Source organism: Streptomyces angustmyceticus, assembly GCF_040701845.1.
Taxonomy (GTDB): domain Bacteria; phylum Actinomycetota; class Actinomycetes; order Streptomycetales; family Streptomycetaceae; genus Streptomyces; species Streptomyces angustmyceticus_A.
In genome coordinates, this window is the sequence record NZ_JBFBHQ010000001.1 from 346,590 (window position 1) to 369,807 (window position 23,218).

Annotated in this window: 22 protein-coding genes; 12 read left to right on the forward strand and 10 right to left on the reverse strand. The window is 72.3% G+C overall.

The annotated features are described in order from the left end of the window. Positions 1 to 26: 26 nt before the first annotated feature. From AB0411_RS01455 to AB0411_RS01475, 5 genes are all read right to left on the reverse strand, one after another. Entirely contained in the window at positions 27 to 1,169 is a 1,143-nt protein-coding gene (locus AB0411_RS01455; RefSeq protein ID WP_366415613.1) for an acyl-CoA dehydrogenase family protein, read from the reverse strand. An 8-nt stretch (positions 1,170 to 1,177) separates the two neighbouring features. After that, positions 1,178 to 1,369, reverse strand: a complete 192-nt coding sequence (locus tag AB0411_RS01460) for a hypothetical protein (RefSeq protein ID WP_366415126.1) — start codon at positions 1,367 to 1,369, stop codon at positions 1,178 to 1,180. Further along, positions 1,369 to 2,553: a CaiB/BaiF CoA transferase family protein gene (locus AB0411_RS01465; RefSeq protein WP_366415127.1), complete on the reverse strand. Its 1,185-nt coding sequence runs from the start codon at positions 2,551 to 2,553 to the stop codon at positions 1,369 to 1,371. The genes AB0411_RS01460 and AB0411_RS01465 overlap by 1 nt, the downstream gene beginning before the upstream one ends. A gap of 178 nt (positions 2,554 to 2,731) precedes the next feature. After that, complete coding sequence (locus tag AB0411_RS01470; protein ID WP_366415614.1) at positions 2,732 to 3,112, reverse strand: MmcQ/YjbR family DNA-binding protein; 381 nt, start codon at positions 3,110 to 3,112, stop codon at positions 2,732 to 2,734. 261 nt (positions 3,113 to 3,373) lie between these two features. Next, a complete protein-coding gene (locus tag AB0411_RS01475) occupies positions 3,374 to 4,888 on the reverse strand; it encodes a sialate:H+ symport family MFS transporter (protein WP_437041254.1) in 1,515 nt (504 codons plus the stop codon). Between the two features lie 298 nt (positions 4,889 to 5,186). Between AB0411_RS01475 and AB0411_RS01480 the strand changes: the two genes are divergently transcribed. Next, positions 5,187 to 6,374, forward strand: coding sequence for a saccharopine dehydrogenase family protein (locus AB0411_RS01480; protein WP_366415129.1), 1,188 nt, complete (start codon positions 5,187 to 5,189; stop codon positions 6,372 to 6,374). A 45-nt stretch (positions 6,375 to 6,419) separates the two neighbouring features. Here AB0411_RS01480 and AB0411_RS01485 read toward each other — a convergent pair whose 3' ends face one another. Further along, positions 6,420 to 7,124 (reverse strand): endonuclease V, encoded by a 705-nt coding sequence (locus AB0411_RS01485; protein ID WP_366415130.1) that lies wholly within the window; start codon positions 7,122 to 7,124, stop codon positions 6,420 to 6,422. Between the two features lie 143 nt (positions 7,125 to 7,267). On the opposite strand from AB0411_RS01485, the gene AB0411_RS01490 reads away from it, so the two are divergent. Then, positions 7,268 to 7,567, forward strand: coding sequence for a YciI family protein (locus tag AB0411_RS01490; RefSeq protein WP_366415131.1), 300 nt, complete (start codon positions 7,268 to 7,270; stop codon positions 7,565 to 7,567). Positions 7,568 to 7,719: 152 nt separating this feature from the next. Here AB0411_RS01490 and AB0411_RS01495 read toward each other — a convergent pair whose 3' ends face one another. Beyond that, positions 7,720 to 9,174: a sugar porter family MFS transporter gene (locus tag AB0411_RS01495; RefSeq protein ID WP_366415132.1), complete on the reverse strand. Its 1,455-nt coding sequence runs from the start codon at positions 9,172 to 9,174 to the stop codon at positions 7,720 to 7,722. 309 nt (positions 9,175 to 9,483) lie between these two features. Here AB0411_RS01495 and AB0411_RS01500 point away from each other — a divergent pair, with 309 nt between their 5' ends. The 4 genes from AB0411_RS01500 to AB0411_RS01515 all read left to right on the forward strand — a co-directional run bounded on the left by AB0411_RS01500 (position 9,484) and on the right by AB0411_RS01515 (position 13,478). Further along, complete coding sequence (locus AB0411_RS01500; RefSeq protein ID WP_366415133.1) at positions 9,484 to 10,389, forward strand: SIS domain-containing protein; 906 nt, start codon at positions 9,484 to 9,486, stop codon at positions 10,387 to 10,389. A 68-nt stretch (positions 10,390 to 10,457) separates the two neighbouring features. Continuing rightward, complete coding sequence (locus AB0411_RS01505) at positions 10,458 to 11,339, forward strand: class II fructose-bisphosphate aldolase (protein WP_366415134.1); 882 nt, start codon at positions 10,458 to 10,460, stop codon at positions 11,337 to 11,339. A gap of 196 nt (positions 11,340 to 11,535) precedes the next feature. Next, the gene (locus AB0411_RS01510; RefSeq protein ID WP_366415135.1) at positions 11,536 to 12,339 is read left to right on the forward strand and encodes a DeoR/GlpR family DNA-binding transcription regulator; all 804 of its coding nucleotides are present in this window, start codon (positions 11,536 to 11,538) and stop codon (positions 12,337 to 12,339) included. An 827-nt stretch (positions 12,340 to 13,166) separates the two neighbouring features. After that, complete coding sequence (locus tag AB0411_RS01515; protein ID WP_366415136.1) at positions 13,167 to 13,478, forward strand: hypothetical protein; 312 nt, start codon at positions 13,167 to 13,169, stop codon at positions 13,476 to 13,478. A gap of 63 nt (positions 13,479 to 13,541) precedes the next feature. Here the strand turns inward: AB0411_RS01515 and AB0411_RS01520 are convergent, their stop codons facing one another. Continuing rightward, a complete protein-coding gene (locus AB0411_RS01520) occupies positions 13,542 to 14,159 on the reverse strand; it encodes a TetR/AcrR family transcriptional regulator (RefSeq protein WP_366415137.1) in 618 nt (205 codons plus the stop codon). A gap of 335 nt (positions 14,160 to 14,494) precedes the next feature. On the opposite strand from AB0411_RS01520, the gene AB0411_RS01525 reads away from it, so the two are divergent. Together AB0411_RS01525 and AB0411_RS01530 are read left to right on the forward strand one after the other, a co-directional pair. Then, positions 14,495 to 16,420: an FUSC family protein gene (locus AB0411_RS01525; protein WP_366415138.1), complete on the forward strand. Its 1,926-nt coding sequence runs from the start codon at positions 14,495 to 14,497 to the stop codon at positions 16,418 to 16,420. A 76-nt stretch (positions 16,421 to 16,496) separates the two neighbouring features. Then, positions 16,497 to 17,003, forward strand: coding sequence for a MarR family winged helix-turn-helix transcriptional regulator (locus AB0411_RS01530; RefSeq protein ID WP_366415139.1), 507 nt, complete (start codon positions 16,497 to 16,499; stop codon positions 17,001 to 17,003). 308 nt (positions 17,004 to 17,311) lie between these two features. Here the strand turns inward: AB0411_RS01530 and AB0411_RS01535 are convergent, their stop codons facing one another. Beyond that, positions 17,312 to 18,412: a WD40/YVTN/BNR-like repeat-containing protein gene (locus AB0411_RS01535; protein ID WP_437041097.1), complete on the reverse strand. Its 1,101-nt coding sequence runs from the start codon at positions 18,410 to 18,412 to the stop codon at positions 17,312 to 17,314. Between the two features lie 504 nt (positions 18,413 to 18,916). Here AB0411_RS01535 and AB0411_RS01540 point away from each other — a divergent pair. After that, positions 18,917 to 19,330, forward strand: coding sequence for an SsgA family sporulation/cell division regulator (locus AB0411_RS01540; protein ID WP_366415140.1), 414 nt, complete (start codon positions 18,917 to 18,919; stop codon positions 19,328 to 19,330). 220 nt (positions 19,331 to 19,550) lie between these two features. Here AB0411_RS01540 and AB0411_RS01545 read toward each other — a convergent pair whose 3' ends face one another. Beyond that, positions 19,551 to 20,204: a TetR/AcrR family transcriptional regulator gene (locus tag AB0411_RS01545; RefSeq protein ID WP_366415141.1), complete on the reverse strand. Its 654-nt coding sequence runs from the start codon at positions 20,202 to 20,204 to the stop codon at positions 19,551 to 19,553. A gap of 135 nt (positions 20,205 to 20,339) precedes the next feature. On the opposite strand from AB0411_RS01545, the gene AB0411_RS01550 reads away from it, so the two are divergent. The 3 genes from AB0411_RS01550 (at position 20,340) to AB0411_RS01560 (ending at position 23,167) form a co-directional block, all read left to right on the forward strand. Continuing rightward, on the forward strand, positions 20,340 to 20,858 hold the full coding sequence (locus tag AB0411_RS01550; RefSeq protein ID WP_366415142.1) for a PH domain-containing protein: 519 nt from the start codon (positions 20,340 to 20,342) through the stop codon (positions 20,856 to 20,858). After that, positions 20,855 to 22,513, forward strand: coding sequence for a PH domain-containing protein (locus AB0411_RS01555; protein WP_366415143.1), 1,659 nt, complete (start codon positions 20,855 to 20,857; stop codon positions 22,511 to 22,513). Before AB0411_RS01550 ends, AB0411_RS01555 begins: the two co-directional genes overlap by 4 nt. A 240-nt stretch (positions 22,514 to 22,753) precedes the next feature. Continuing rightward, positions 22,754 to 23,167, forward strand: a complete 414-nt coding sequence (locus tag AB0411_RS01560; protein ID WP_366415144.1) for an SsgA family sporulation/cell division regulator — start codon at positions 22,754 to 22,756, stop codon at positions 23,165 to 23,167. Positions 23,168 to 23,218 lie beyond the last annotated feature (51 nt).

Genomic DNA, 23,218 nt, shown 5'->3' on the forward strand with positions numbered 1-23,218 from the left:
GGGTGGGGACCGGGGCCGGTCCGGGGTCAGCCGAGCAGGGAGCGCCCGATGATCTCCTTCATGATCTCGGTGGTCCCTCCGTAGATCGTCTGGATCCGGCCGTCGGTGAAGGCCTTGGCCACGCGGTGTTCCGCCATATAGCCGTAGCCGCCATGGAGTTGCAGGCAGCGGTCGGCGACGCGTTTTTGCAGTTCGGTGGCCCACCACTTGGCCATCGAGGCGTGCACCGCATCCAGTTCGCCGGCGGAGTGGTCGGCGATGCAGCGGTCGAGGAACGCGCGGGTGACGGCGCACTCGGTGGCCATCTCGGCTATCTCGAAGCGGATGTGCTGGAGCCTGGCCAGCGGCCGGCCGAACGCCTCGCGCTCCTTGACGTACTCGCTGGTGATCTCCAGCAGGTGTTCGGCGGCGGCGATACCGGCGACGGCGATGCCCATCCGCTCCTGCGCGAGATGGGTCATCAGATGGACGAAGGCGCCGTTCCGCTCGCCGAGCAGGTTCTCCTTGGGGACGTGGACGTCGTGGAAGAACAGCTCGGCGGTGTCCTGCGACTTCTGCCCGATCTTGTCGAGGTTGCTGCCGCGCTCGAAGCCCGCCATGCCCCGCTCGACGACCAGCAGACTCAGGCCGTGCGCCCCGCCCTCCGGCGTCGTCTTGGCGACGACGATGACCAGGTCGGCGAGGATGCCGTTGGAGATGAAGGTCTTGGAGCCGTTGAGGATCCAGTGGTCGCCCGCGTCCTCGGCGTGGGTGCGGATGCCCTGCAGGTCGGAGCCCGCGCCGGGCTCGGTCATCGCGATGGCGGTGATGATCTCGCCGCTGCAGAAGCCGGGCAGCCAGCGGCGCTTTTGCTCCTCGGTGCCGAGCGTCGTCAGATAGGGGCCGATGATGTCGTTGTGCAGGCCCACTGCCAGCCCGGACGCGCCCACCCGGGTGAATTCCTCGGCCAGCACCGCGCTGTAGCGGAAGTCGTGCTGTCCGCCCCCGCCGTACTCCTCGGGAACCGCCAGCCCCAGCAGTCCCTGTTTGCCGGCCGCCCGCCAGGCCTCCCGGCTGACGATGCCGTCCTTCTCCCACTGCTCGTAATGCGGCGTCACCTCCCTGGCGAGGAAGGTCCGTACGACCTTGCGGAAGGCCTCGTGGTCCTCGGTGAAGATCTGGCGCTTCATCTGCGCGGTCATGCTGCGGGCCCTCCTGGGAGCCGGTTCTTGACGGTCTCGGTCGGTGTGACGGGCTGCGGCCCCACGGGACCGCGCCGGGCGGCGCCCCCGGCGAGCGGGCCGCCTCCCCGGTCGCGGGTCGTCTCCCGCAGGACGACGGCGGCCTCCTCGGGGGCGGCCGCGTACCGGAGCGTGGTGGCGGACCCCATCAGCCGGCCGCGTCCTTCTGCCCGGTGCGGTCCGGGCCGGCGGACGGGGACCCGGCGGGGAACGGGGCGAGGAGGCCGGGGACCTGCCAGTCACGCGCGATCTCCGCGGAGTCCGCGCCGGGCCGTGCGGGAGGCCTGCGGACCGCGCCCGGCGTGCGCGAGAAGCGCGGCGCGGGTGCGGGCTGGGTCAGTCCGCTGTGCTCGACGAAGGTGCCGCGGGCGGCCAGATGCGGGTGCTGCGGTGCCTCGCGCAGGGACAGCACCGGTGCCACACAGGCGTCGGACTCCGCGAAGACCGCCGTCCACTCCTCGCGGCTGCGGGTCTTGAAGCGGGCGGCGAGGGTGGTGCGCAGCTCGCCCCAGGCGGCGAGGTCGTCGCGGCTGGGGACCTCCTGCTCGACGCCCAGCAGCCGGATGAATTCGCCGTAGAACCGCTGCTCCAGCGCGCCGACGGCCATGTAGCCGCCGTCGGCGGTCTCGTAGGTGCCGTAGAAGGGGGCCCCGCCGTCGAGGAGATTGGCGCCGCGCCGGTCCTGCCAGCCGCCGGCCGCCAGCATGCCGTGGATCATCGCCGTCAGATGGGCCGTGCCGTCGACGATGGCGGCGTCGACGACCTGGCCCGTTCCGCCGTCGGTGCGGGCGTGCTGGAGGGCGGCGAGGACGCCGATGACGAGGTAGAGGGAGCCGCCCGCGTAGTCACCGAGGAGATTGGCGGGGACGGCGGGCGGGCCGTCGGGCGACCCGATCATGCCCAGGGCGCCCGTGATGGCGATGTAGCCGATGTCGTGTCCGGCGGTGTCGGCGAGCGGGCCCTGCTGTCCCCAGCCCGTCATGCGGCCGTAGACCAGCCGGGGGTTGCGCGCCAGGCACTCCTCGGGGCCCACCCCCAGCCGCTCGGCCACGCCGGGGCGGTACCCCTCGATCAGCACATCGGCGCGCCCGGCCAGCTCGAGGACCTGCGCCACACCGTCGGGGCTCTTCAGGTCCACCAGCACGGAGCGTTTGTTGCGGTTGGTGAGGTCGCGGGCCGGATCGATGCCCAGCCCCGCGCCTCCGGGCCGGTCGACGCGGACGACATCGGCGCCGAGATCGGCCAGGAGCATGGCGGCGAACGGGCCGGGGCCGATGCCCGCGAGTTCGACCACCCGCACCCCGCTCAGCGGGCCGTTCCCTGACTCCGTCATCGCGCCCCATGCCTTTCCGCACTGTGACACTTCTGATGTAACACTCGTGATGTTAAGAACGTGTTCCACTTTCCACAAGCCCCCCGTGTCGCGTGGCAGCAGCGGAAAAGGCCCGTGACGGCGATGCTCAACTGCCATCGCCGTCACGGGCCTTTGCGCGCCTGCTGCCGCTGCGCCGCTATCCCCCGTCGAGCTCGGCGATGAGCTTTTTGGGGGCTATGACGCGATAGGACTCCTCCGCCCAGTCGCAGAGCAGCTCGGCCGGCGGAGCCCCCGGCTCCGCGAGGGGGACCCGCACCCATCCGGACCTGCCCAGGCCGTAACCGGCGGGCTGGGCGCCGGGCGAGGTCAGCGCATGCGCATGCGCCTCGGGGGCCTTCAGCTTCAGCGTGACCCCGAAGGGATGGCTGCCGTCACCGACACCGAGGAAGACGAAGACCTTCTTGTTGACCTTGATGACGCTCTCGCCCCACGGGAACTCCTCCACCGTCCCCGGCAGGCCGAGCGCGAACGCGCGCACCCGCGCCCGTACCTTCGCCGGATCCGCCGCCTTCGCCATGCGCTCCTCCACGTCCGTCCCCCGTACGGCACCGCCCGCGATGCCGCCCGGCCCCCGCTCGTCACGCGCGGGCCGCCCCAACGCATTCCACGCTAACGGCGACCACTGACAACGGCCCGCGGAGCGCCGGACACCGGGCCGACCGAGGGACACCCGTGCCCTCCCGCTGCCCTCCCCGCAACCCGCCGGCGCGCTGTCCGGCTTCCCCGGCGGCCGGGTCGCGACCGGTGCACCGGGTGGGCGGCGGCGCTTGCGGAGCCGCTACGCCGGATCCGCCGGCGCCTGTCCGGACGCGCCGGAGGGCCTCTCCCCCGCGGGCGGCGACCCCGCTCCCCCGGCCTCCGGCACCAGGTGGTCGTCGGGTGTCTGACGGTCCACCAGCCGGCCCAGTCGCCGGGGCACATTGCCGCCCACCAGGATGATGACCACGAGCGTCAGCCCGAAGGTGAGCACGGCCAGCGCCCTGCCCAGGGGCATGCCTTCGGCCAGACGGGCCCCGAGGACGGGCGCCACCGCCCCGCCCAGGGCCCCCACGTTGTAGACGAAGCCCAGCGAAGCGGCGCGGGCGGCGGTCGGGAAGTGGCCGGCGAGGTACTTCGGCAGGATGCCGGAGATGCCCTGGCTGAGCGCGAGCAGCCCGAAGAGCAGTACGCCGAGCGCCGGCAGGCTGTCCTGTACCGCGAAGACGGGAAAGACGAGGGCGAGCGAGGCCAGCAGGGTGCCGGCATAGGCGCGGCGGGTGCCGAACCGGTCGCCGACGAAGCCCGCCAGCCAGCAGCCCGCCATGGTGCCGAAGCCCGCGCAGAACATCACGTCGCCGACCTGCCCGGGTGCGTACCCGAGGTCGGTCTTGAGGTAGGTGGGCAGCAGGGCCTGGATCGGCCAGCTGTAGAGGAAGGCACAGAACACCGTCGCCATCAGGGCGACGTACAACAGCCATCCGCGCCGGCCGCCGAGCTGTGCGGCGAAGGCCACCAGGCACCCCGCAGCGACGACGGAGAGCGCTGGTACGAAACCCGCACCGACGGGTGTGAAGACGCAGAACAGCGCGGCCGAGGCCGTCGCCGCCAGCACCGCGTTGACCCAGGGCCGGATCCGACCGGTGAACAACGGCCGGAACGGATGGGGGCGTTCCTCCCCCGTACGGGCGGCGCCGATCTGCCGCTGCCAGTCGCCGGCTTCCGGCAGCGACCTGCGCATCCAGAGGGCGACCAGGACGGGCAGCACGCCGATCCAGAACATCCAGCGCCAGCCCCAGCGCGGGACCACCCAGGCGTAGAGCTCGGCGGCGAGGACGGTGCCTCCGGCGTAACCGGAGATGATGAATCCGGAAGCCCGGTTGCGCCACCGGACGGGCCAGCTCTCCAGCACATACGTCACGCTCGCGCTGTACTCCCCCGCCATGCCCAGACCGATCACCAGCCGGGCGACGAACAGGCTGGTGTAGCCCCACGCGAATCCGCAGGCGAACGTGCCCAGTGAGTAGAGCAGGATGCTGGCGATCATGGCGGCCTTGCGGCCGTAGCGGTCGCCCACCGCGCCCAGGACGGCGCCGCCCAGCCACCGGGTGATGAAGGCGCCGGAGACCAGCGAGGCGGCGGTGGCGGTGCTCAGACGGAAGTCGTCGGCGATCTCGGTCAGCACGAGCGTGATCAGCACGAAGTCGAAGCCGTCGAGGAGATACCCGATCCAGGCGGCGGCCATCGCCTTCCACTGGCCCGGGGTGACCTCCCGCCACCAGCTCCGTCCGTGCTCAGCGGTGTCGGTGGGACGCATCCTCATGGCCACCCGGCCTCCTCCGGCAGTCGGCGGACGGTTCGGTGCACGGCGTCGTCGAGGGCGGCCGCTGGGGACGGTCGGGGCGGTCCGCGGACACCGACAGACATGGGACGTCCTACGTCAGCGCCCACCCGCGAATGTGGACCGGTCGCGATGCCCTGTCAAGACCGCACACCGCACTCCCTGCGGCCTTACGGGCAGCCAAGGACGGGGCCGCAAAGGGACGTTGACGGAGGCAACGGGAGCTGCCTAAGGTCCGTTCTCCATGCCCCACAGGCGGTCGAGAGGACGCGGGATGCCACGGCAGGACACCTCCGGACGGGCCCATGACCTCGTCCTCTACGGTGCGACCGGTTTCGCGGGCGCGCTCACCGCCGTCTACCTGGCGCAGCATGCCCCCAAGGACTGCCGCTGGGCGCTGGCCGGGCGCAACACCGCCAAACTGGAGCAGTTGCGCGACCGGCTGGCGGACATCGACCCGTCCTGTGCCGAGCTGCCGCTGCTGCGGGCCGACAGCGGCGATCCGGACTCGCTGCGCGCCCTCGCCGCCGGCACCCGGGTGCTGGCGACGACCGTCGGCCCGTATCTGCTCCACGGCGAGCCGCTGGTCGCCGCCTGCGCCGCGGCCGGCACCGACTATGTCGATCTCACCGGTGAGCCGGAGTTCATCGACCGGATGTACCTGCGCCACGATGCGACGGCCCGCGCCTCCGGTGCGCGCCTCGTGCACGCCGGCGGATTCGACTCCGTCCCGCACGACCTGGGGGTCCTCTTCACGGTGGGGCTCCTGCCCGAAGGCGTCCCCGTACGGATCGACGGTTTCGTGCGGACCAACGCGACGTTCTCCGGCGGCACTCTGGCCTCCGCGCTGACCGTCGCCTCGCGTCCGGTGGCCATGGCGCGGGCCGCCCGCGAGCGGCAGCGGGTCGAGCCACGACCGGACGGCCGTACGGTGCGGGCGTCATTCGGACCGCCTCTCAGGAGTGCCGAAACGCGCACCTGGGGCGTGCCGCTGCCGACCCTCGACCCCCAGGTCATCGCTCGCTCGGCCGCCGCGCTGGACCGTTACGGGCCCGATTTCCGCTATCGCCACTACGCAGGCGTACGGCGGCTGCCGGTCGCCGTGGGCGGGGCGCTGGGGGTGGGGGCCATGTGTGCGCTCGCCCAGCTGCCGCCAGCCCGGCGGTGGATGTCGCAGCGCCTGGAGCCGGGCGACGGGCCCGGTCCCGAGCGGCGGGCGCGCAGCTGGTTCAAGGTGCGCTTCGTCGGCTCCGGCGGCGGCCACCGCGTGCTGACCGAGGTGTCGGGCGGTGACCCGGGCTACGACGAAACGGCGAAGATGCTGGCCGAATCGGCGCTCAGCCTGGCCTTCGACGACCTGCCGGAAACCGCGGGACAGGTGACGACCGCGGTCGCCATGGGGAACGCGCTGACGGCCCGCCTCCAGGATGCGGGCATCACGTTCCGCGTCGTCCAGGAGTAGCCCGGCTGCCTCCGTGCCCCCGTGGACGCTCGTCCCGGGCCCGCGTCAGGCTTCGGCGAGCGCCCTCCGGCACAGCGCGTCCGCGGCCCGGGTCGTCTCGGGGAGCCGGTAGCGCGCCGCCAGGTGGAGCGTGTGCGCGCAGGCGCGGTCGAGGGCGATGCGGTGCCCCACGGAGACGAAGACCGGCTTGACGCCCTGTTGGGTCCGCAGCGCACGTCCCACCTCCTCGTCCCCGTCCAGCAGCGGGGAGGTGGCGCCGCGCTCCGGCCCGGGAGGTTCGTACCGGAAGGTGAAGGGGTTCTTGGCGACACCGATGGTGGGCAGCCCCGTCAGCACTCCCAGATGGCTGGCGAGCCCGAAGCGGCGCGGGTGCGCCAGCCCGTAGCCGTCGCAGACCACGAGGTCGGGGGTACGGGCGAGGCGGGCGAGCGCATCGAGCACGGTGGGAATCTCGCGGAAGGCGAGCAGTCCGGGCACATACGGGAACGAGATCTGCCCGACCGCGGTGGCCTCGTCGACTACGGCGCGCGTACGGGCGTCCAGCACGACGGCGGCAGCGGCGACGACATCGCGCGTGTCGTCGTAGGCCACATCCACTCCGACGACGGTGCCCTCGAACCCCGGTTCCGGACCGGGTTCGTCGAGCCGTACGTGGGGCCGCAACCGGTCCTGGACCGCGCGCGCCTGGTCCTCGTCGGCGGGCCAGTGCCGCAGTTCGTCGTCACGGGAGATCGTTCCGGGAGTGTCCATGGGGGCCCCACGCTACCGAACCGGTGAGCGAGCGAACCTCCGGCCGGGCGGGGCACCGGGCCGCGACGCGTTGTCCGTGGCCTGCGCGTTCCCGGGCGGAAGGTGGCCCCGTTTCCGCCTGATTCCTCGTCTATATTGCAGCTATGTTCGTATTGGAACTGACCTACACCGCACCCCTCGAACGCGTCGACGCCGTCCTTCAGGACCATGTGGAGTGGCTGCAGAAGCAGTACGCCGCCGGGCACTTCATCGCCGCGGGCCGCAAGGTCCCGCGGGACGGAGGCGTGATCCTCGCCGCCGGGACGGACCGGGCGACCGTCGAGCGGATCGCGGCCGAGGACCCGTTCAGCCTCGCCGGGGTGTGCGAGTACCGGATCACGGAGTTCGTGGCGACGACGACCGCTCCGGCCCTGGAGCAGTACCGCGAACAGCTCCCGTCCTGAGGAACCGCCCCTCCGGCCCGGACCGCCGGCGATCCGGCAGTCCGGGCACCGCCTTCAGCTGTCTTGCCAGGCCCGCGCTCTCCGCTCCGGGCGACCGGCGGTCGAGCACGCGGTCCTGCCCGTCAGCTCGGTAGGAGCGCCCTGACCCCGGACTACGAAGTCGTCGGCGGCACCGAACCACTGAGCGTGCCGGTGCGCACAGGAGCCGGCGACGCGGGCCAGCGCCCCCCGTTGCGCCAGTAGTCCTGAATCTCCTCCAACTGGCGCCCCTTGGTCTCGGGAGCGGTGACGGCGGCGAAGACCAGCGCGACGAGCGCGAGGAACCCGAGGCCCGCGAACGTCCGGGCCGCACCCGCCCAGGCCATCAGGGAGGGGAAGAACTGGGCGATCAGCAGATTGGCGACCAGGTCGGCGGTGAGCATCACCGACGCCCCGGTCGAGCGCAGTTGGGCCGGGAAGGCCTCGCTCGCGTAGACCCAGATCAGCGATCCGAAGCCGAAGTTGAAGGCCGCGGTGAACAGCAGGATGGCGGCGAAGCCCACCCAGGTCGTGGCGCCGTGCAGCCGGCCCCCGGCGAAGACCACGGTCAGCACGGCGAGCATCACGGCCATCGTGCCGATGCCGCAGAGCAGTACCACCCGCCGGCCGAGCCGGTCGATGATGAGGATGGCGAGCACGGTCGCGGCCAGTGAGGCGAGCTGGACGAAGGACGGCAACAGGAAGTTCTGGCCGCTGCCGGTGAAGCCCATCTCCTCGAAGATCTGCGGGCTGTAGTACGTCACGGCGTTGATGCCGGTGATCTGGCAGAAGAAGCCGAGGCCGACGACGAAGAACGCGGCACGGGCGTACGGCTTGCGCAGCAGGGAGCGTGCCGATCCACCGCTCTCCTGGGCGAGCGCGGAAGCCACGGCGGCGACCTCCCCGCGCGGATCGACGTCCGGGTCGGTCATGGCCATGACCTCGACGGCCCGCTCCGTCTGCCCCTTGAGGACGTACCAGCGCGGGGTGTCCGGCAGCCTGAGCAGCGGGATCAGCACGAGGGCGGCGGGGATCGCGGAGAGGCCGAGCATCCAGCGCCAGTGACCGCCGCCGGACAGGCCCCAGTTGACGAAGTACGTGAGGACGATGCCGGCGACCGTGGCCACCTGGTAGGCGGCGACCGAGGCCCCGCGGATACGCGCCGGGGTCGATTCGGCGACATAGAGCGGCGCGGCCACGATCGAGATGCCGATGGCGATGCCGAGCAGGAAGCGGACGACGTCCAGCACGACGACGTCGGGCGCGACGGCGGAGAGCGCGACGAACACCGCGTACGAGCCGGCCACGATCAGCATCGCCGCCTTGCGGCCCAGGGCGTCGGCAAGCTTGCCGCCGATCAGCGCGCCCACGATGGAGCCGAACACCAGGATGCTGTTGACCAGGCCTTTTTCGGCCTCGGTGAGATGGAAGTCCTTGCTCAGGAACACCAGGGCACCGGAGATGCTGCCGGTGTCGTAGCCGTAGATGACGCCGACGACGGCGCCGGTGAGCGCGAACAGCCTGCCGGTGCGGCGTGGGGTCCGGGATGACGGTGGCGGGGGCGTCGCGGAGAGCGTGGCAATGGACATGGGGAGTCCTTTGTGCGGCGGAGCGGGCCTTGCTACATGACTGATCTTGCAAGTATTTGGAGAGTTTCACGCAGCTGTCAACACTTCGCGAGGCACTCTCGGCATGCTGCCGACACCCCGCCCCCGCCCCGGCAGAACCGAAAGTCGAGCACCCACGAGGCCCAGTACCCGCCCCTCCCCTCTGGCGCCTCCACTCGCACGAGGGATGGAACCGCGTCAGATTTCTGCGTACAGTCGATTGCAACGAAAGCAAATATTGCACTTTCATGCAGAGCACCGGAGCGCACGCACATCACGGGAGGGTGAGCCATGAGCGAGATCTCGTACATGGAGCAGGAACTGCACAGCCAGCCGGAGACCTGGCGGGAGGCCGCGCGGATCGGGGCGGCCGCGGGCACGCTGCCCAAGCCCGGACAGCGGGTGGCCGTCGTCGGCTGCGGCACCTCGTGGTTCATGGCGCAGTCGTACGCGGCACTGCGCGAGGCGGCCGGACAGGGCGTGACGGACCCGTTCGCCGCCTCCGAGGCGTTCCTCGGCAGCGACCGCGGCTATGACGCGGTCGTCGCCATCACCCGGTCCGGCACCACGACAGAGGTGTTGCGCGTACTCGATGCCGTCAAGGGACGCATCCCGACGGTGACGATCATCGGTGACCCCGAGACGCCGGCGGTGGCGGTCTCCGACGAGACGGTCGCCCTGCCCTTCGCCGACGAGAAGTCGGTGGTGCAGACCCGTTTCGCGACGACGGCACTGACGCTGCTGCGTGCGCACCTGGGCGAGGACGTCTCCCAGGCGGTGGCCGACGCGGAGGAGGCGCTGGCCTCGCCGGTGGAGAAGGAATGGGTGGACGCCGAGCAGTTCGCCTTCCTCGGGACGGGCTGGACGTTCGGCCTGGCCAACGAGGCGGCGCTCAAGATGCGGGAGGCCTCGCAGAGTTGGACCGAGTCCCACCCCGCGATGGAGTACCGCCACGGCCCGATCGCGATAGCCGCACCCGGCCGCGTGACCTGGCTCTTCGGTCGGGCGCCGGAGGGGCTGGAGGCCGATGTGGTGCGGACCGGGGCGCGCTTCGTGTGCCATGCGCGCGATCCGCTCGCCGATCTGGTGCTGGTCCAGCGGGTGGCGCTGGAGCGGGCTCGCGCCCGCGGCCTGGACCCGGACAACCCCCGCAACCTGACCCGCTCGGTGATGCTCGAAACGCCGGCCGCCTCCTAGGGCCTCCACCTCCCCCGCCCCGTCTCCCCCACGCCAATCCGTCCCGTCCGCAAGGGAGTCAGCCTCCGATGCCCCTCGTTCCGACCTCATCGATCGTCGACTCCGCGCGTGAGGCACGGGTCGGTGCCGCGGCGTTCAACGTCATCCATCTGGAGACCGCCGAGGCGCTCGTCACCGCCGCCGAACGCACCGACACCCCGTTGATCCTGCAGATCAGCGAGAACTGCATCCGCTACCACGGCAGTCTGCTGCCCCTCACGCGCGCCACCCTCGCCCTCGCGGAGGGCTCAACCGCCCCGATCGCGGTGCACCTCGACCACATCACCGATGCCGACCTCGTCCACCAGGGCGTCGCTGCCGGGGTGGGCTCCGTCATGGTGGACGCCTCCGCCCTTCCGTACGAGGAGAACGTGGCCACCACTGCCGAACTCACCTCCTGGTGCCATGACCGTGGCGCCTACGTCGAGGCCGAACTCGGCGAAGTGGGCGGCAAGGACGGAGTCCATGCCCCGGGGGCACGCACGGACCCCGACGAAGCACTGGCCTTCGTCCGTGCCACGGGGGTGGATGCGCTCGCCGTGGCCGTCGGCTCCTCCCATGCGATGCACGAGCGCACGGCCGTACTGGACAAGGACCTGATCGCGGCGCTGCACAGCACGCTGCCGGTGCCGCTGGTATTGCACGGCTCGTCCGGAGTGCCCGACGACGAGCTGCGGCGGGCCATCGCCGCCGGAATGACGAAGATCAATATCTCCACTCATCTGGTGTCCGTCTTCACCCGCTCGATACGGCACACACTGGACGCCGACCCCGCACTCGTCGACTCCCGGAAGTACCTCAAGCCCGCTCGGGAGGCAGTGGCCGAGGAAGCGGCGAGGCTGCTGGCGGTGCTGGGGGCTCCGGCGACGGTTCCGGGCCAGTACGCGGCCCAGGCGCCGGCCCGGGGGTGAGGGGGCGGCGGGCGGATCATCGCCCCGGCGGTGCTTCTTCACGGCGGGCGGGGCGGCGGTCGCCACAGCGGACGGAGGGCGGGAGGACAAGAGGGCTGGAGGGACAGGAGGGTCGGCCGCGACGGAGTGCGGGACGGAGCACGGGGGCGCCTACGGCGCGTCGCCGTGGCCTGCTGGAACGAATTAGGCTCGCGCCATGAAGCGCCATGAACGGATGAACGCACTGCTCGAGCTGCTCGGCGACCGGGGCCGGGTGGACGTCGAGGAGGCGGCGACCGCGCTGGAGGTCTCGGCCGCCACGATGCGGCGCGACATGGACGCGCTGGCCGAGCAGCAGTTGCTGACCCGCACCCGCGGCGGGGCGGTGCTCAGTTCGGTGGCGTACGACCTGCCCATCCGCTACAAGCACGCTCATCGATCGGCGGAGAAGGAGGCAGTGGCGCAGGCCGCGGCAAAGCTGGTCGAGCGGGGGGACGTGGTCGGGCTGAGCGGCGGCACGACGACCACGGCGATCGCCCGGGCGCTCGCCACCCGCCCGGATTTCGCGGAGGCCGGCCCGCAACCGCATCTGACGATCGTCACCAACTCCCTCAACATCGCCAACGAGCTGGCCGTACGGCCGCAGATCAAGATCGTGCTCACGGGCGGGGTGGCCCACTCGCGGTCGTTTGAACTGGTGGGCCCGTTCAGCGAGTTGGTGCTGCAGCAGATCTCCATCGACACCGCGTTCATCGGCGCCAACGGCATGGACCCGATGATGGGGGCCACGGTGCACGACGAGGCGGAGGCCCGGGTCAACCGCCTCATGGCCGAGCGTGCCCGGCGCGCCGTGGTCGTCGCGGACTCGTCGAAGATCGGCGAGCGCTGCTTCGCCCGGGTCGGCGACGCGGATGTCTTTGACACCTTCATCACGGACAGCGGAGCGAAGGAGGCAACCCGCCGTGAGTTCGCGGACCGAGGCCTGAAGGTGGTGGCGGCCCGCCCGCCCGCGGGCGAGTGACACCCGGCCGCCACGCTGCCTTCAGGCCGACCCCCGTTGCTCCGCCCCTGCCTCTCCGAGGCGCCGCACTCGCTCCGGGCCATCTCCTTGGGCAGACCGGCTCGGTTCGTCTCGGGTCGGTTCGGGTCGGTTCGGCCCGGCTCATTTGGCCCCCTGGCCGGCGGGGGGGACGCGCTCGGATCCTTGACTGATTGGGGCGGCCCACTCGGGTCTGTCGGCCAACGGGAGCGGCTCGCTTGACCCGTCGATCGAGGTGGGGCAGCACAGCATCCCGGCCGAAGGGAGGGGCTCGCTCGACCCGTCGGTCGAGGGGGCGGCCCGGCCCATCGGTCGATGGGAGGGGCTCGCTCGGTCCGTCGACCGAGGCGGGCGGTACAACACTGTCAGGTGCCACAGACCCGCCCGGCGGGCGGCACAGCCCCGGCGGACAGGTCGATCCGGCCGGGCGGCACGGCTTCGCAGTTGGCTCGGAGCCGTCGGGCGACACAACACGGTCGGGCGGCACGGAACCGGCGGGCGGCACAGCCCCAGCGGACAGGTCGATCCGGCCGGGCGGCACGGCTTCGCAGTTGGCTCGGAGCCGTCGGGCGGTACGGCCCGGTTGGGTGGCACGGATCCTTGGTGGGCTCTTCCCCGCGGGGGGGGGCGGCCTGGCATCAGCTCGGGTGGGTTCGGTTGCGGAAGGGTTGCTCTGATGTCGCGGGTGTGTCCCCGTGGGACCCCCGGGGCTGATTTACCTGAGGTGCGCGTGGACAATGGGGAATGAACGTGCGAACCCGGTGCGGGCTTCGCGGGGGAATCCAAGTTTTCCAGCGGGGGAGCTTACGGTGCGGAAGATCATGGCGATAGCGCTGGCGGCGGTGGCCTGCAGCGCCACTTTGACCATCACCAGTGCCTCCACCGCTGCGGCGGCGGAACGGGCGCCGCACTGCGTGATAGTGCGGAAGTACTTCAGCAAGGGCCACCAGCGCTACGTCCGGCTGACGAATCTGTGCAGCCGGCGGACCGCCTGCTTCACCATCGTCGTCCCGCATCAGCGCGACCCCCACGGCAGTCTCCCCAAGGGCGCGACGAAGGACGTCCGGTACGGCACGACCTGGGCGTCGCGGGCCCTGTTTGTGAAGAACAGTTCCTGCTGAGCGGTCGGCGGCAGCGCGCCGGGGCGTGACGATGGCGCAGAGGTGCCACCCTGCCGGGGCGGGTCAGGCGCGTACGGCGATGCCGTCCAGCACCATGGAGAGGTACTGGCGGGCGATCTCCTCGGGGCTGTGCTGCCCACCGGGCCGGTACCAGCTCGCCGCCACCCAGACGGTGTCGCGGACGAAGCGGTAGGTGAGCCGGATGTCGAGGTCGGCTCGGAAGACTCCGTCGGCGACGCCTCGTTCCAGCGTGCCCAGCCAGGCCTTTTCGAACTTCCGCTGCGAGTCCGTGAGGTAGCCGAAGCGGGGCTGGGCGGTGAGGTGCTTGGCTTCCTTCTGGTAGATGGCGACGGCCGCGCGGTGCCGGTCGATCTCCCGGAAGGACTCGGTGACCAGGGCTTCGATGGTCTCCCTGGGGCCGAGGCGGGCGGCGAGCACGGCGTCGTAGCCGTCCCACAGCTCGGTCAGGAAGCTGGAGAGGATCTCGTCCAGCATCGATTCCTTGGAATCGAAGTGGTAGTAGAGACTGCCCGCGAGCATCCCCGCCTCGTCCGCGATGCGGCGGACGGTGGTGGCGTTGTAACCGTGTGCGGCGAATACCTCCGCCGCGATGTTGAGGAGTTCGCGGCGGCGCTCTGGTGACGCGTTCGCGGTCGTCGTCTTCTTCTTGGCGGCTGGCACCTGGCTATTGTCGCCCCGCCCTTCCCGGCCTCGGCCCGCCCGGCCCCTCTCCCTCTCTGCTGCCTCTGCCGCTCTGCTGTCTCTGCCTGCCTCTGCCTGCCTCTGCCGCCGACTGCCCGGTCGCCCCCCTTCCGCTGCCGCTGTCTCCAAGTCCCGCCACCCGGTCTCGCCCTCCGCTGCGCCTGCCCCCACCTCCAGCCCCGGCCTCCCCTCCGCTTCCTCCGTCCCTGCCTCCTGCCGGCCCCTCCCACCGCCCCTCCGCCCCCCCCGCAGATCCGATTGACGTCACACCGGGGATATATTTCACTAGTAAAACACCTGCTAATCTTCCCTCCATGGGGAAGCATGCCAAGCCGTCCGGGATGAGTGCGCGTGCCGTGCCCGGAAGTGGGGTGCGGGTCAGACCGTTGCCCGTCAGGAGCAGTGTCCGGCTGCGCAAGCCGGTCGATATCTGGCACAAGCCGGCGCTCAGCGCGGTGGTGGCGCTGGCGGTCCCCGACCTCGTGCTGTTCGGCCTGGGGCGGCTGGATCTGATCCTTTACACCTCGGCCGGGGCGATGTGCGCCCTGTATGCGCACGGCCTGCCGTACGCCGCGCGCGCTCGCACTCTGTTGTGGGTGGTGCTCGGCATGGTCGCGAGTCTTGGCGTGGCGCTGACCGTCGCCTCGCTGACCAAGTCCACCGCGTTGCTCGTCGTGCTCGCTTCGCTGATGTCCGCGGTCCACAAGATGGCCTGTGATGCGACGCGCATCGGTCCGCCGGCGAACGTCATCCTGACGTTCATCACGGCCTCGGCCTTCTTCGTGCCGCAGCACCTCGGCGAGGTGCCCCCGCATCTGGCGCTGGCCCTCGGTGCCGGAGGGCTTGCCTGGCTGGTCTGCATGGCACCCGCGCTGATACGGCCGCAGGGGCCGGAACGGATCGCCGTCGCCCGCGCACTTGAGGCCGCGGCGGTTCTGCTGCGTACCCAAGCAGGGTCGGACGGCGGGATGGAATCGGCCGGTGGAGAGCCCGCGGGTGTGGCGCAGGCACGACATGCCACTGCGGCCGCGGTGAACGCCGCCTGGCACACGTTGTTCCTGGTTCCGGCACGTCACCCGGCAAGGGCCGTCGCGCGAGCCGGACTCGAACGCTTGCTGGTGCGGGCCGAATCGGCGCTGGGGCACGACGGCCGGTCCGCGGAGGGTGAAGCCGAGCGGCTCGGTGTCTGGGCGCGTGAGGTGCGGAGCGGGCGGGCGCTGCCCCGGGTGGTGCTCTCGGACGAGCAGGCAGCGGAGTTGGTGGGCGTCGCCGAAGAGGCACGGGCGCCGCGGCGGCCCGCGCCCGGTCGGCCGCACGGGGTGCGGGCGGTGCTCACCCAGCTCGCGCCCGGGTCACCGCTGCTGCCCATCGGGGCACGGGTCGCCGCGGGGTGTGTGCTGGCGGGCTGGGTGTCGATGGCGGTCGGTGTCGGGCACCCGTATTGGGCCGTGGTCACCGCGGCCTCGATCTATCAGGCCAACACCACGCTCTCCTGGCAACGGGCGCTGCAGCGGACCCTCGGCAATCTGCTCGGCCTGGTGCTCTACACCGCGCTGCTGCCGTTGATGCACCTCGGGGAGCTCGTGATGATCGCGCTGGCGCTGGCCTTCCAGCTCGGCGCGGAGGCGTGTATCACCCGCAACTACTGGCTCGGTTCGGTGTGCGTCACGCCGATGGCGCTGCTGCTGACCGAGTTCGGGCAGCGGCTGCCGGCCGGCACGCTGGTCGCCGACCGCTGGATCGACACGGTGGTGGGCGCGGTGGTGGGGCTGGCCTGCTGCGTCCTGGTCACCAACCGGCGGGCCGCCGACCGTATCGAAGTCGCCCTGGGCCGGGTCGAGGCTGCGGAGGCCGTCGCCCTGCGGTTGCTGGCGAAGGGGGCCACGCCGACAGCGGACGGGGGCCGGGAGCTCGGCTACGCGCCGGAGGCCGGCTGGGCGCAGGAGACCGGCAGGGGCCGGAAGGCCGGTGTGGCCCGGGAGGCCGGCTGGACCCGGGAAGCCGGCCACGCCCCGGAGGTCGGCTGGGCCATCGAGACCAGTGGGGCCCTGGAGGCCGGCTGGGCGCGTGACCGGCTGGCCAGGTGTCTGGTCGAGCTGCGTGAAGCCGTGGAGGTGGCGGGCGGCGAGTGGTGGCAGCGTGCCCTGCCCGAGGAGCGGATCGCGCGTGCCGAGCAGCAGGGGCACCGGGCGCTGGCCGGGCTGGTGCGGCAGCCCCCGGTGCCGGTGCCGGTCGGCTGACCCGCGTGCCCGCCCGGCGCGGCGGCCGGAACGGCGGCAGGCACAATTGAGGGATGTGGCCGAGAGGAGTGTGCGGGTGACCGAGGACATCGTCGCGGGGGTGCTGCGCCAGTGGCAGCAGGTGCACCCTGGGCTGGACACCGGCCCGATGGCGGTGATCGGACGGCTCAACCGCTGTTCCGCGCTGCTGCAGCAGGCGTCCGATGCGCCCCTGCGGAAGGCCGGACTCACCCGTCCCGAGTTCGACATCCTCGGCACCTTGCGCCGGATGGACCGTGAGGTGACCCCCGGCCGGGTGGTCCGCGAGACCTTTGCCTCCGGGGCCGCGGTGACCAAGCGGGTACGGCAGTTGGAGGAGCGCGGACTGATCGCCCGCCGCCCCGACGACCGGGACCGCCGCGTCGCGCACCTCTCGCTCACCGACGAGGGGCGGGAGACCATCGATCGGCTGCTGCCCGAACAGCTGCGGTACGAGGCGGCGCTGCTCGACGGCATCGGCGATCAGCGGCAGGAGGAACTCTCCGCGGCCTTGGGCGAGTTGCTGGTGGTGCTGGAGGGGCGGCTCGGAAGCCTGATGGAGTAAGGACGGCGAGCCGGGGACGGGCGCCGGGCGAGTGGCTGGTGCGGCACCGGTAGGGGCGACAAGCCGAGGGGGACCGATGGGCAACATCGGGCGCGGGGAACCGCAGCGGCCCAGTGAGGCGGAGCGGCCGGCGTTCGCGCCACCCGGCCCACCGTCACGCCAATCGGCGCTGCTCCACCCATCACCCCAACGGCACTGCCGCATACATCACCCCGACCGGCACTGCCGCACCCATCACCCCGACCGGCACTCCCCCACCATCACCCCCACCACGGAAACCGCGGACGCCCCACCCCCGGCTCTCGCCCTCATGGCTCCAGGCGGGCGATCCGGCCTCGTTCGCCCGCGGCCCAGCAGCCCAGGTCGGGGGCGCAGTCGACGGTGTCGTACGCACCGTGGTCGAAGGTGTGCCAGGTGCGGCCGCCGTCGAGGGTGAGGTCGCTGCCGGACGGGCCGACCGCTACGGCGAGGTGCCGGGAGTGCGGGAGCCAGACGGCGCCGGAGCGGTAGGCGTTGGGGGGTGCGGCGGCCGGGGCCCAGGTCTTGCCGGCGTCGTCGCTGACCGCGGCGGCGTGGGGCGAGAGCTGGTCGGGGCGGTAGTCGCCGCCGACGGCGAGGCCGTGGGCGCGGTCGCGGAAGGCGAGCGCGAAGACGCCGCGGGCCGGGTCGCCCGCGGGCAGCGGGGTGTCCGTGGCGGACCAGGTGCGGCCGCGGTCGGTGGTGTGCAGGACGCGGGCGGTGGCCGCGCCGCCCGTCGCGATCCAGGCGTCTCGGCTGCCGCTGGAGACCAGGCATTGGCCACTGGCGGCGAACGCGGCCTCGCCCTGCTGGGCAGGCGGCATGCCCTTCGTCGGCAGTACGCGCCAACTGCGGCCGCCGTCCGCGGTGGACAGGATGCGGTACCTGCCGTCGACGGGGTCGCTGAGGGCGATGCCGTGCCGCCGGTCGAAGAAGGTCAGGCAGTCGTAGAAGGCGCGGGGTTCGGTGTTGCGGAAGCTTTCGGTCCAGGTGGCGCCGGCGTCCTCGGTGCGGAGGACGCGCGAGGCCTCGCCCTCGCCGATCGCGAGGACGACCGCACGGCGCGCGTCGAACGCCTCGATGTCGCGGAACTCCAGCGCCCCCGCGCCGGGTGGCGAGATGTCGCTCCAGTGCTTGCCGCCGTCGTGACTGCGCAGCACGGTGCCCGCCGTGCCGGCGACCCAGGCGGTCGTCCGGCTCACGGCCGCGAGACCGCGGAAGCGGGCGGTGCTGCCGCTGTCCTTGAGCCGCCAGCCGGCATCCGGGGTGCTGAGTGCTGCCGCCGATGCCGGCTCGCCCGCCCGAGCCGGTGCCGCCGTGGACGAAGCCGGCCGGGCCGCGGCCGCCGGCCCGGCCGCCATCGTGGCGAGCACCGCCGCTCCGGTCACCATGGCTGCCCGGCGGCGAGCCCTGCGGATACGTGACGCCGGCTCCGTCACCCGGTCCGAGCCCCCGCCCAACAAGCGCCCCTTGCGCCGCATTCGCCCCACCCCGCTCTGGTTGTGGGCTGGAAGCTAGCCCAGCCCGACCGCGCCGTCCAGACCACCGCCCCGGCCCGCCACCACAGCGACCACCACCCGTCGCGCCACCCGCCCGACCCCCGATCACACTCCCGATCACCCCCGGCCGCGGGGCCCCTCGACGGCTCGAGAGACGCCTGACGCTCCGTCACCTCAACCGATCCACGGCCGATCCCGCCCCCGCGCGCACAGCAAAGAGGGCATATACGTACATTCAAAGGCCCGTGATGCAGGTCACGTAGGAATCCAATGCACCTGGTGCGATGACCTGCGCGTCCTAGTGGCCAAAGGCCCAAACGAACCGCCTAAAGGCCCGAACGCACCGCCTCGTGGCCACGAGCACAGCGAACCGCATCGCATACAAGGGAGCCGACGATGTCCAGCGTCATCGACCAAGCCGTTCAGGCCCGTCTCATCGCGACCGCTCCCCGGTCGCAGGTGATCGCGGCGAGCCTGCGTTACGACCGCGCCGACCCGTTCGCGGTGCGCTTGGTCTTTCCGCCCGCCGCGTCGCTGGACGGGGCGGAGGTGGCGTGGACGTTCGGGCGCGACCTGCTGGAGGAAGGGCTGTGCGGGCCGGCCGGGTCGGGCGATGTGCAGATCTGGCCGTACGACACCGACGCCGTGGTGGTGGAGTTCCACGCCGTCGGGGGCATGGCGGTGGTGCAGTTCGAAACCCAGGAACTGCGGGCCTTCCTGACCCGGTCGTACCAGCTCGTCGCGAAGGGCGAGGAGGCGCGGCACCTGGACGTCGAGGCCGATCTCGTCGCCCTGTTGCGCGAGGCGTAGGCCCCCGCCCCTGGGCAACTGGAGGCAGCCACCTCCCCACCGGAGACAGAGACCCCACCTCTGAAGACAGGGACACCGCCTCCGGAGGCAGGAGCACCACCTCCGGAGACAGGGACACCACCTCCGGAGGCAGGAACCTCACCCCTGGAAACGGGGGCCTCGCCCCCAGACCTCGCACCCCGGCCGCCCCCCAGGACACCCCCAGCGGACGCCCACGGGCCTAGCCCACCCCAGGAGCGACCGCCCCTGCCACCTCGCCCACCGCGTCCACCCCATCCGCCCCGAAGAGCTTCGCCAGTTGCAGATCCACCAGCCGTAGCGCGGCTTCAGGTGCGTGCACGCCCAGCAGGACATAGGTGGCGAGCCCGTCGACCGCGCTGATCAGCAGCATCGCCTCGTCCTCGGTGGCGCGTTCCGGCGGCAGTTCGCCGCGCTCCGCGGCCAGCCGTAGTTGGCCGGTGAGGAAGGCGCGGAGCTGGGGGATGCCGTTCTCGGCCTCGGCGCGCAGGGCCTCGTCGTGGACGGCGCGGGCGTAGTAGGCGGCGCCGACCAGCAGCCCGATGCGGCTCTGGTCGTCCAGCGGCAGCATGCTCGACAGGCAGGCGCGCAGCACCTCGCGGGGTGTCGGCTCCTCGTCCAGCGCCTCGATGCGGGCGCGGATCCGGTCCGCGGCGAGCCGGTTGATGTACCGGAGGGCGAAGACGAGCATCTCGTCCTTGGTGCGGAAGTAGTGCTGCAGCCGGCCGAGCGAGATCCCGGCCTCCGCCGCGACATCGCGCAGGCTCGCACCGTCGAGCCCGCGGGTGCTCGCGATCCGCCACAGCGCCTCCGAGATCTCCCGGCGCCTGGCTTCGTGGTCCACCTTCTTGGGCACGGATGACCTCCTTCGTACTGTGCACGACCCTCACGCGGCCCCGATCCGGGGGAGCCCGGTCCGCTTTTACAAGTCGCTTGTACCGTTATAACGTATCGCCACTCAATACGCTTGACTTGGAAAACGGTGACCCTGATGCCCGAGCACGCCGCCCCGTTGCTGCGCCCGCCCCGCCATCGAGTCGATCCCCGGGCCCGTCAGTGGTGGACGGTCCAGGCGCTGCTGACGCTCAGCGGACCGATGCTGCTCACCGCAGTCGTCATGGCGGTGCTGTCCCTCCTCTTCTTCCCGGGCGCGCTGCCGTGGCTGGGCCCGTTGCTGCTGGTGGTGCTGGTGCTGCCGGCCGTCGGCTACCTCGTGGTGATGCCGCGGTGGCGCTACGCGGTGCACGCCTGGGAGCTGGGCGGGCGCGCGGTCTACGCGGCGGGCGGCTGGTTCTGGCAGAAGCGGCGGATCGCGCCGCTGTCCCGGGTGCAGACGGTGGACACCGTGCGCGGGCCGCTCCAGCGGCGCTACGGGCTGGCGACGGTGACCGTCACCACCGCCTCGACCGCGGGCGACATCAAGATCGCGGGGCTGTCCGACGCGGACGCCGAGGAGCTGTCCCGGCGGATCGGCGAGGCGGCGCAGGACGTGCCGGGTGATGCCGCATGAGCACACCGCACGAGCACGAAACACCGGCCGTGGCCCGCGACATACCGGGCACGGCCCCCGTCGCGCCCGCCGACCCCGCGGGAACGGGCGAGTGGCGGCGGCTGGATCCGCGCACCCTTCTTGTGCACTGCGGCTGGCTGGCGGCGCCGCTCGGTTCGCTGGCGCTGACGGCGCTGGCCACCGGGGGCCGTATCACCGCCCGGGCCTGGATCACGCTCGCCGCGGTCGCCGCCTCGTTCGCCGTCGTCACCACGATCGGCCTGATCCGCTGGGCCCGTACGGAGTTCCGTATCGCCCGGCGGCCGGACGGCGCGGGGGCTCCCGGCCAGGGCCACGCGGCTCTCACCCTCGATGTGCGCAGCGGGCTGCTGACGCGGCGGCTGCGCAGTGTGCCGCTGCAGCGCATCCGTACGGTCGATCTGACCGCGTCGCCGCTGCACCGGCTGTTGGGGGTCACCGTCCTGCGGGCCGGTACGGCGGGCTCGGGCGACGGCCGCAGCGAGCTGTCGCTGGAGGCGCTCGCGGTCCCGGAGGCGGAACGGCTGCGCGCGGAGCTGCTCGCGTACGCGGACGCCGCGTCGGCCGAGAACGATCCGGTGCTGGCCCGCGTCCGGTGGCGCTGGCTGCGGTACGCGCCGCTGACGTTCTGGGTCGTCGGCGGGGTGTTCGTGGTGGCCGGTTCGGTCTACCGGGTCCTGGACGGCATCGGTATCGAGCCCTGGAAACTGGGCTTCGTCCAGCAGGCGTTCAGCGAGTTCGGCGCGAGCGCCCTGTGGCTGACGATCCCGGCGGCGCTGCTCGCCGTCCTCGCGCTCGGCTCGGTCGGCGCCGTCGCCCTGTACGTCGAGAACTGGTGGAACTACTGCCTGGAGTGGACCGACGCGCGCACGCTGCGGGTGCGCCGCGGGCTGTTCACCACCCGCTCGGTCACCATCGAACGGGCCCGGCTGCGCGGGGTGTTGCTGCGCGAACCGCTGCTGCTGCGGGCCGGCGGCGGGGCGCTGGTGCGCGCGGTGGCGGGTGGTCTGGGCAATCGCGAGGAGAACCGCAAGCGCAGCGGCCTGCTGCCCCCGGCGCCCCGTACGGAGGCGCTGCGGGTGGCGGGCGGTGTGCTGCGGGCGCCCTTCCCGGGAAGCGGGGCTCCGGTGGCGCTGGCCGCGCACCCCCGCGTCGCCCTGCGCCGGCGCCGGGTGCGCGGACTGCTGTGGGCGGTGCTGCCCGGCACCGCTGTACTGGCCGGCCTCGGCGCGGCGTTCACCCCCGTGCTGCTGCACTGCGCCTGGATCTACGCGGTGCTGGCCACGGCGCTCGTGCTGTGGCTGGCCCGGGACGCGTACCAAAGTCTGGGGCACGGCATCCAGGGCCCCTATCTGGTGGCCCGCTCGGGCACCTTCAGCCGCGACACCCTCGCCCTCCAGCGCGAGGCCGTCGCCGCCTGGACGTTCTCGACCTCGCCGTTCACCCGCCGGGCCGGCCTGGTCACGCTGACCGCCGCGGTCGCCGCGGGCGAGGAGGGCTACCGCATCCCGGACCTCGCGGCCGCCGAGGCCCCGGCCTTCGCCGCGGCGGCGGCCCCGGGAATCCTGGAGGAGTTCCTGCTGCGCCCCGGGGCGCCGGAGTCCCCGGGTCACCTCCCGGAGCAGCGGCTGCCCTAGCGGCGACGGGCACCTCGCCCGGGGCCTCCTGTGCCGCGCCCGCCGCCGGCCCGACGGCCGTGCGCGCCAGGAGGACGGGGCGAGGGGCGCCGCCGGTCGCCGCCAGCTGACGGACCGTCGGACAGTCGGTGCGCAACATGAGATACCTCACACCCATGTCGCGTGCACGACCAGCGTGGGCACACCGTCCTACTGGACGAGCCATTGCCCATGACCCGACAGCCGTAAGGGAGCAGCGCGATGAACACCGTCATCGACCAAGCCGTCCAGGTTCGCCTCATCGCCACCACCTTCGGCCCGCATGCGGTGCCCGCCGTGCTGCACTATCAGCCCGCCGATCCCCTGGCGGTACGGATGTTCTTCCCGCCGGAGATCTCGCTGGACGGGTCCGCCGTGGACTGGGCGTTCGCCCGGGAACTGCTCGACGAGGGGCTGCGGGTACCGGCCGGGCGGGGCGATGTACGGGTACGGCCGTCCGGCCCGGACCGCACGGTGATGGAGTTCCACGCGGAGGAAGGCGTGGCCATGGTCCAGTTGCGGACCGCGGACGTCCGGCAGTTCCTCGCCCGCTCCTACGAAGCCGTCCCCGCGGGCGGCGAGTCGGCGCACCTCGGCATGGACCACGGCCTCGCGGAGCTGTTCGGCGCGGCGTAGGGCGGGGCACAGGGCCGGCGGGCCGATGACGCACCCGGGCCGGGGGAGGAG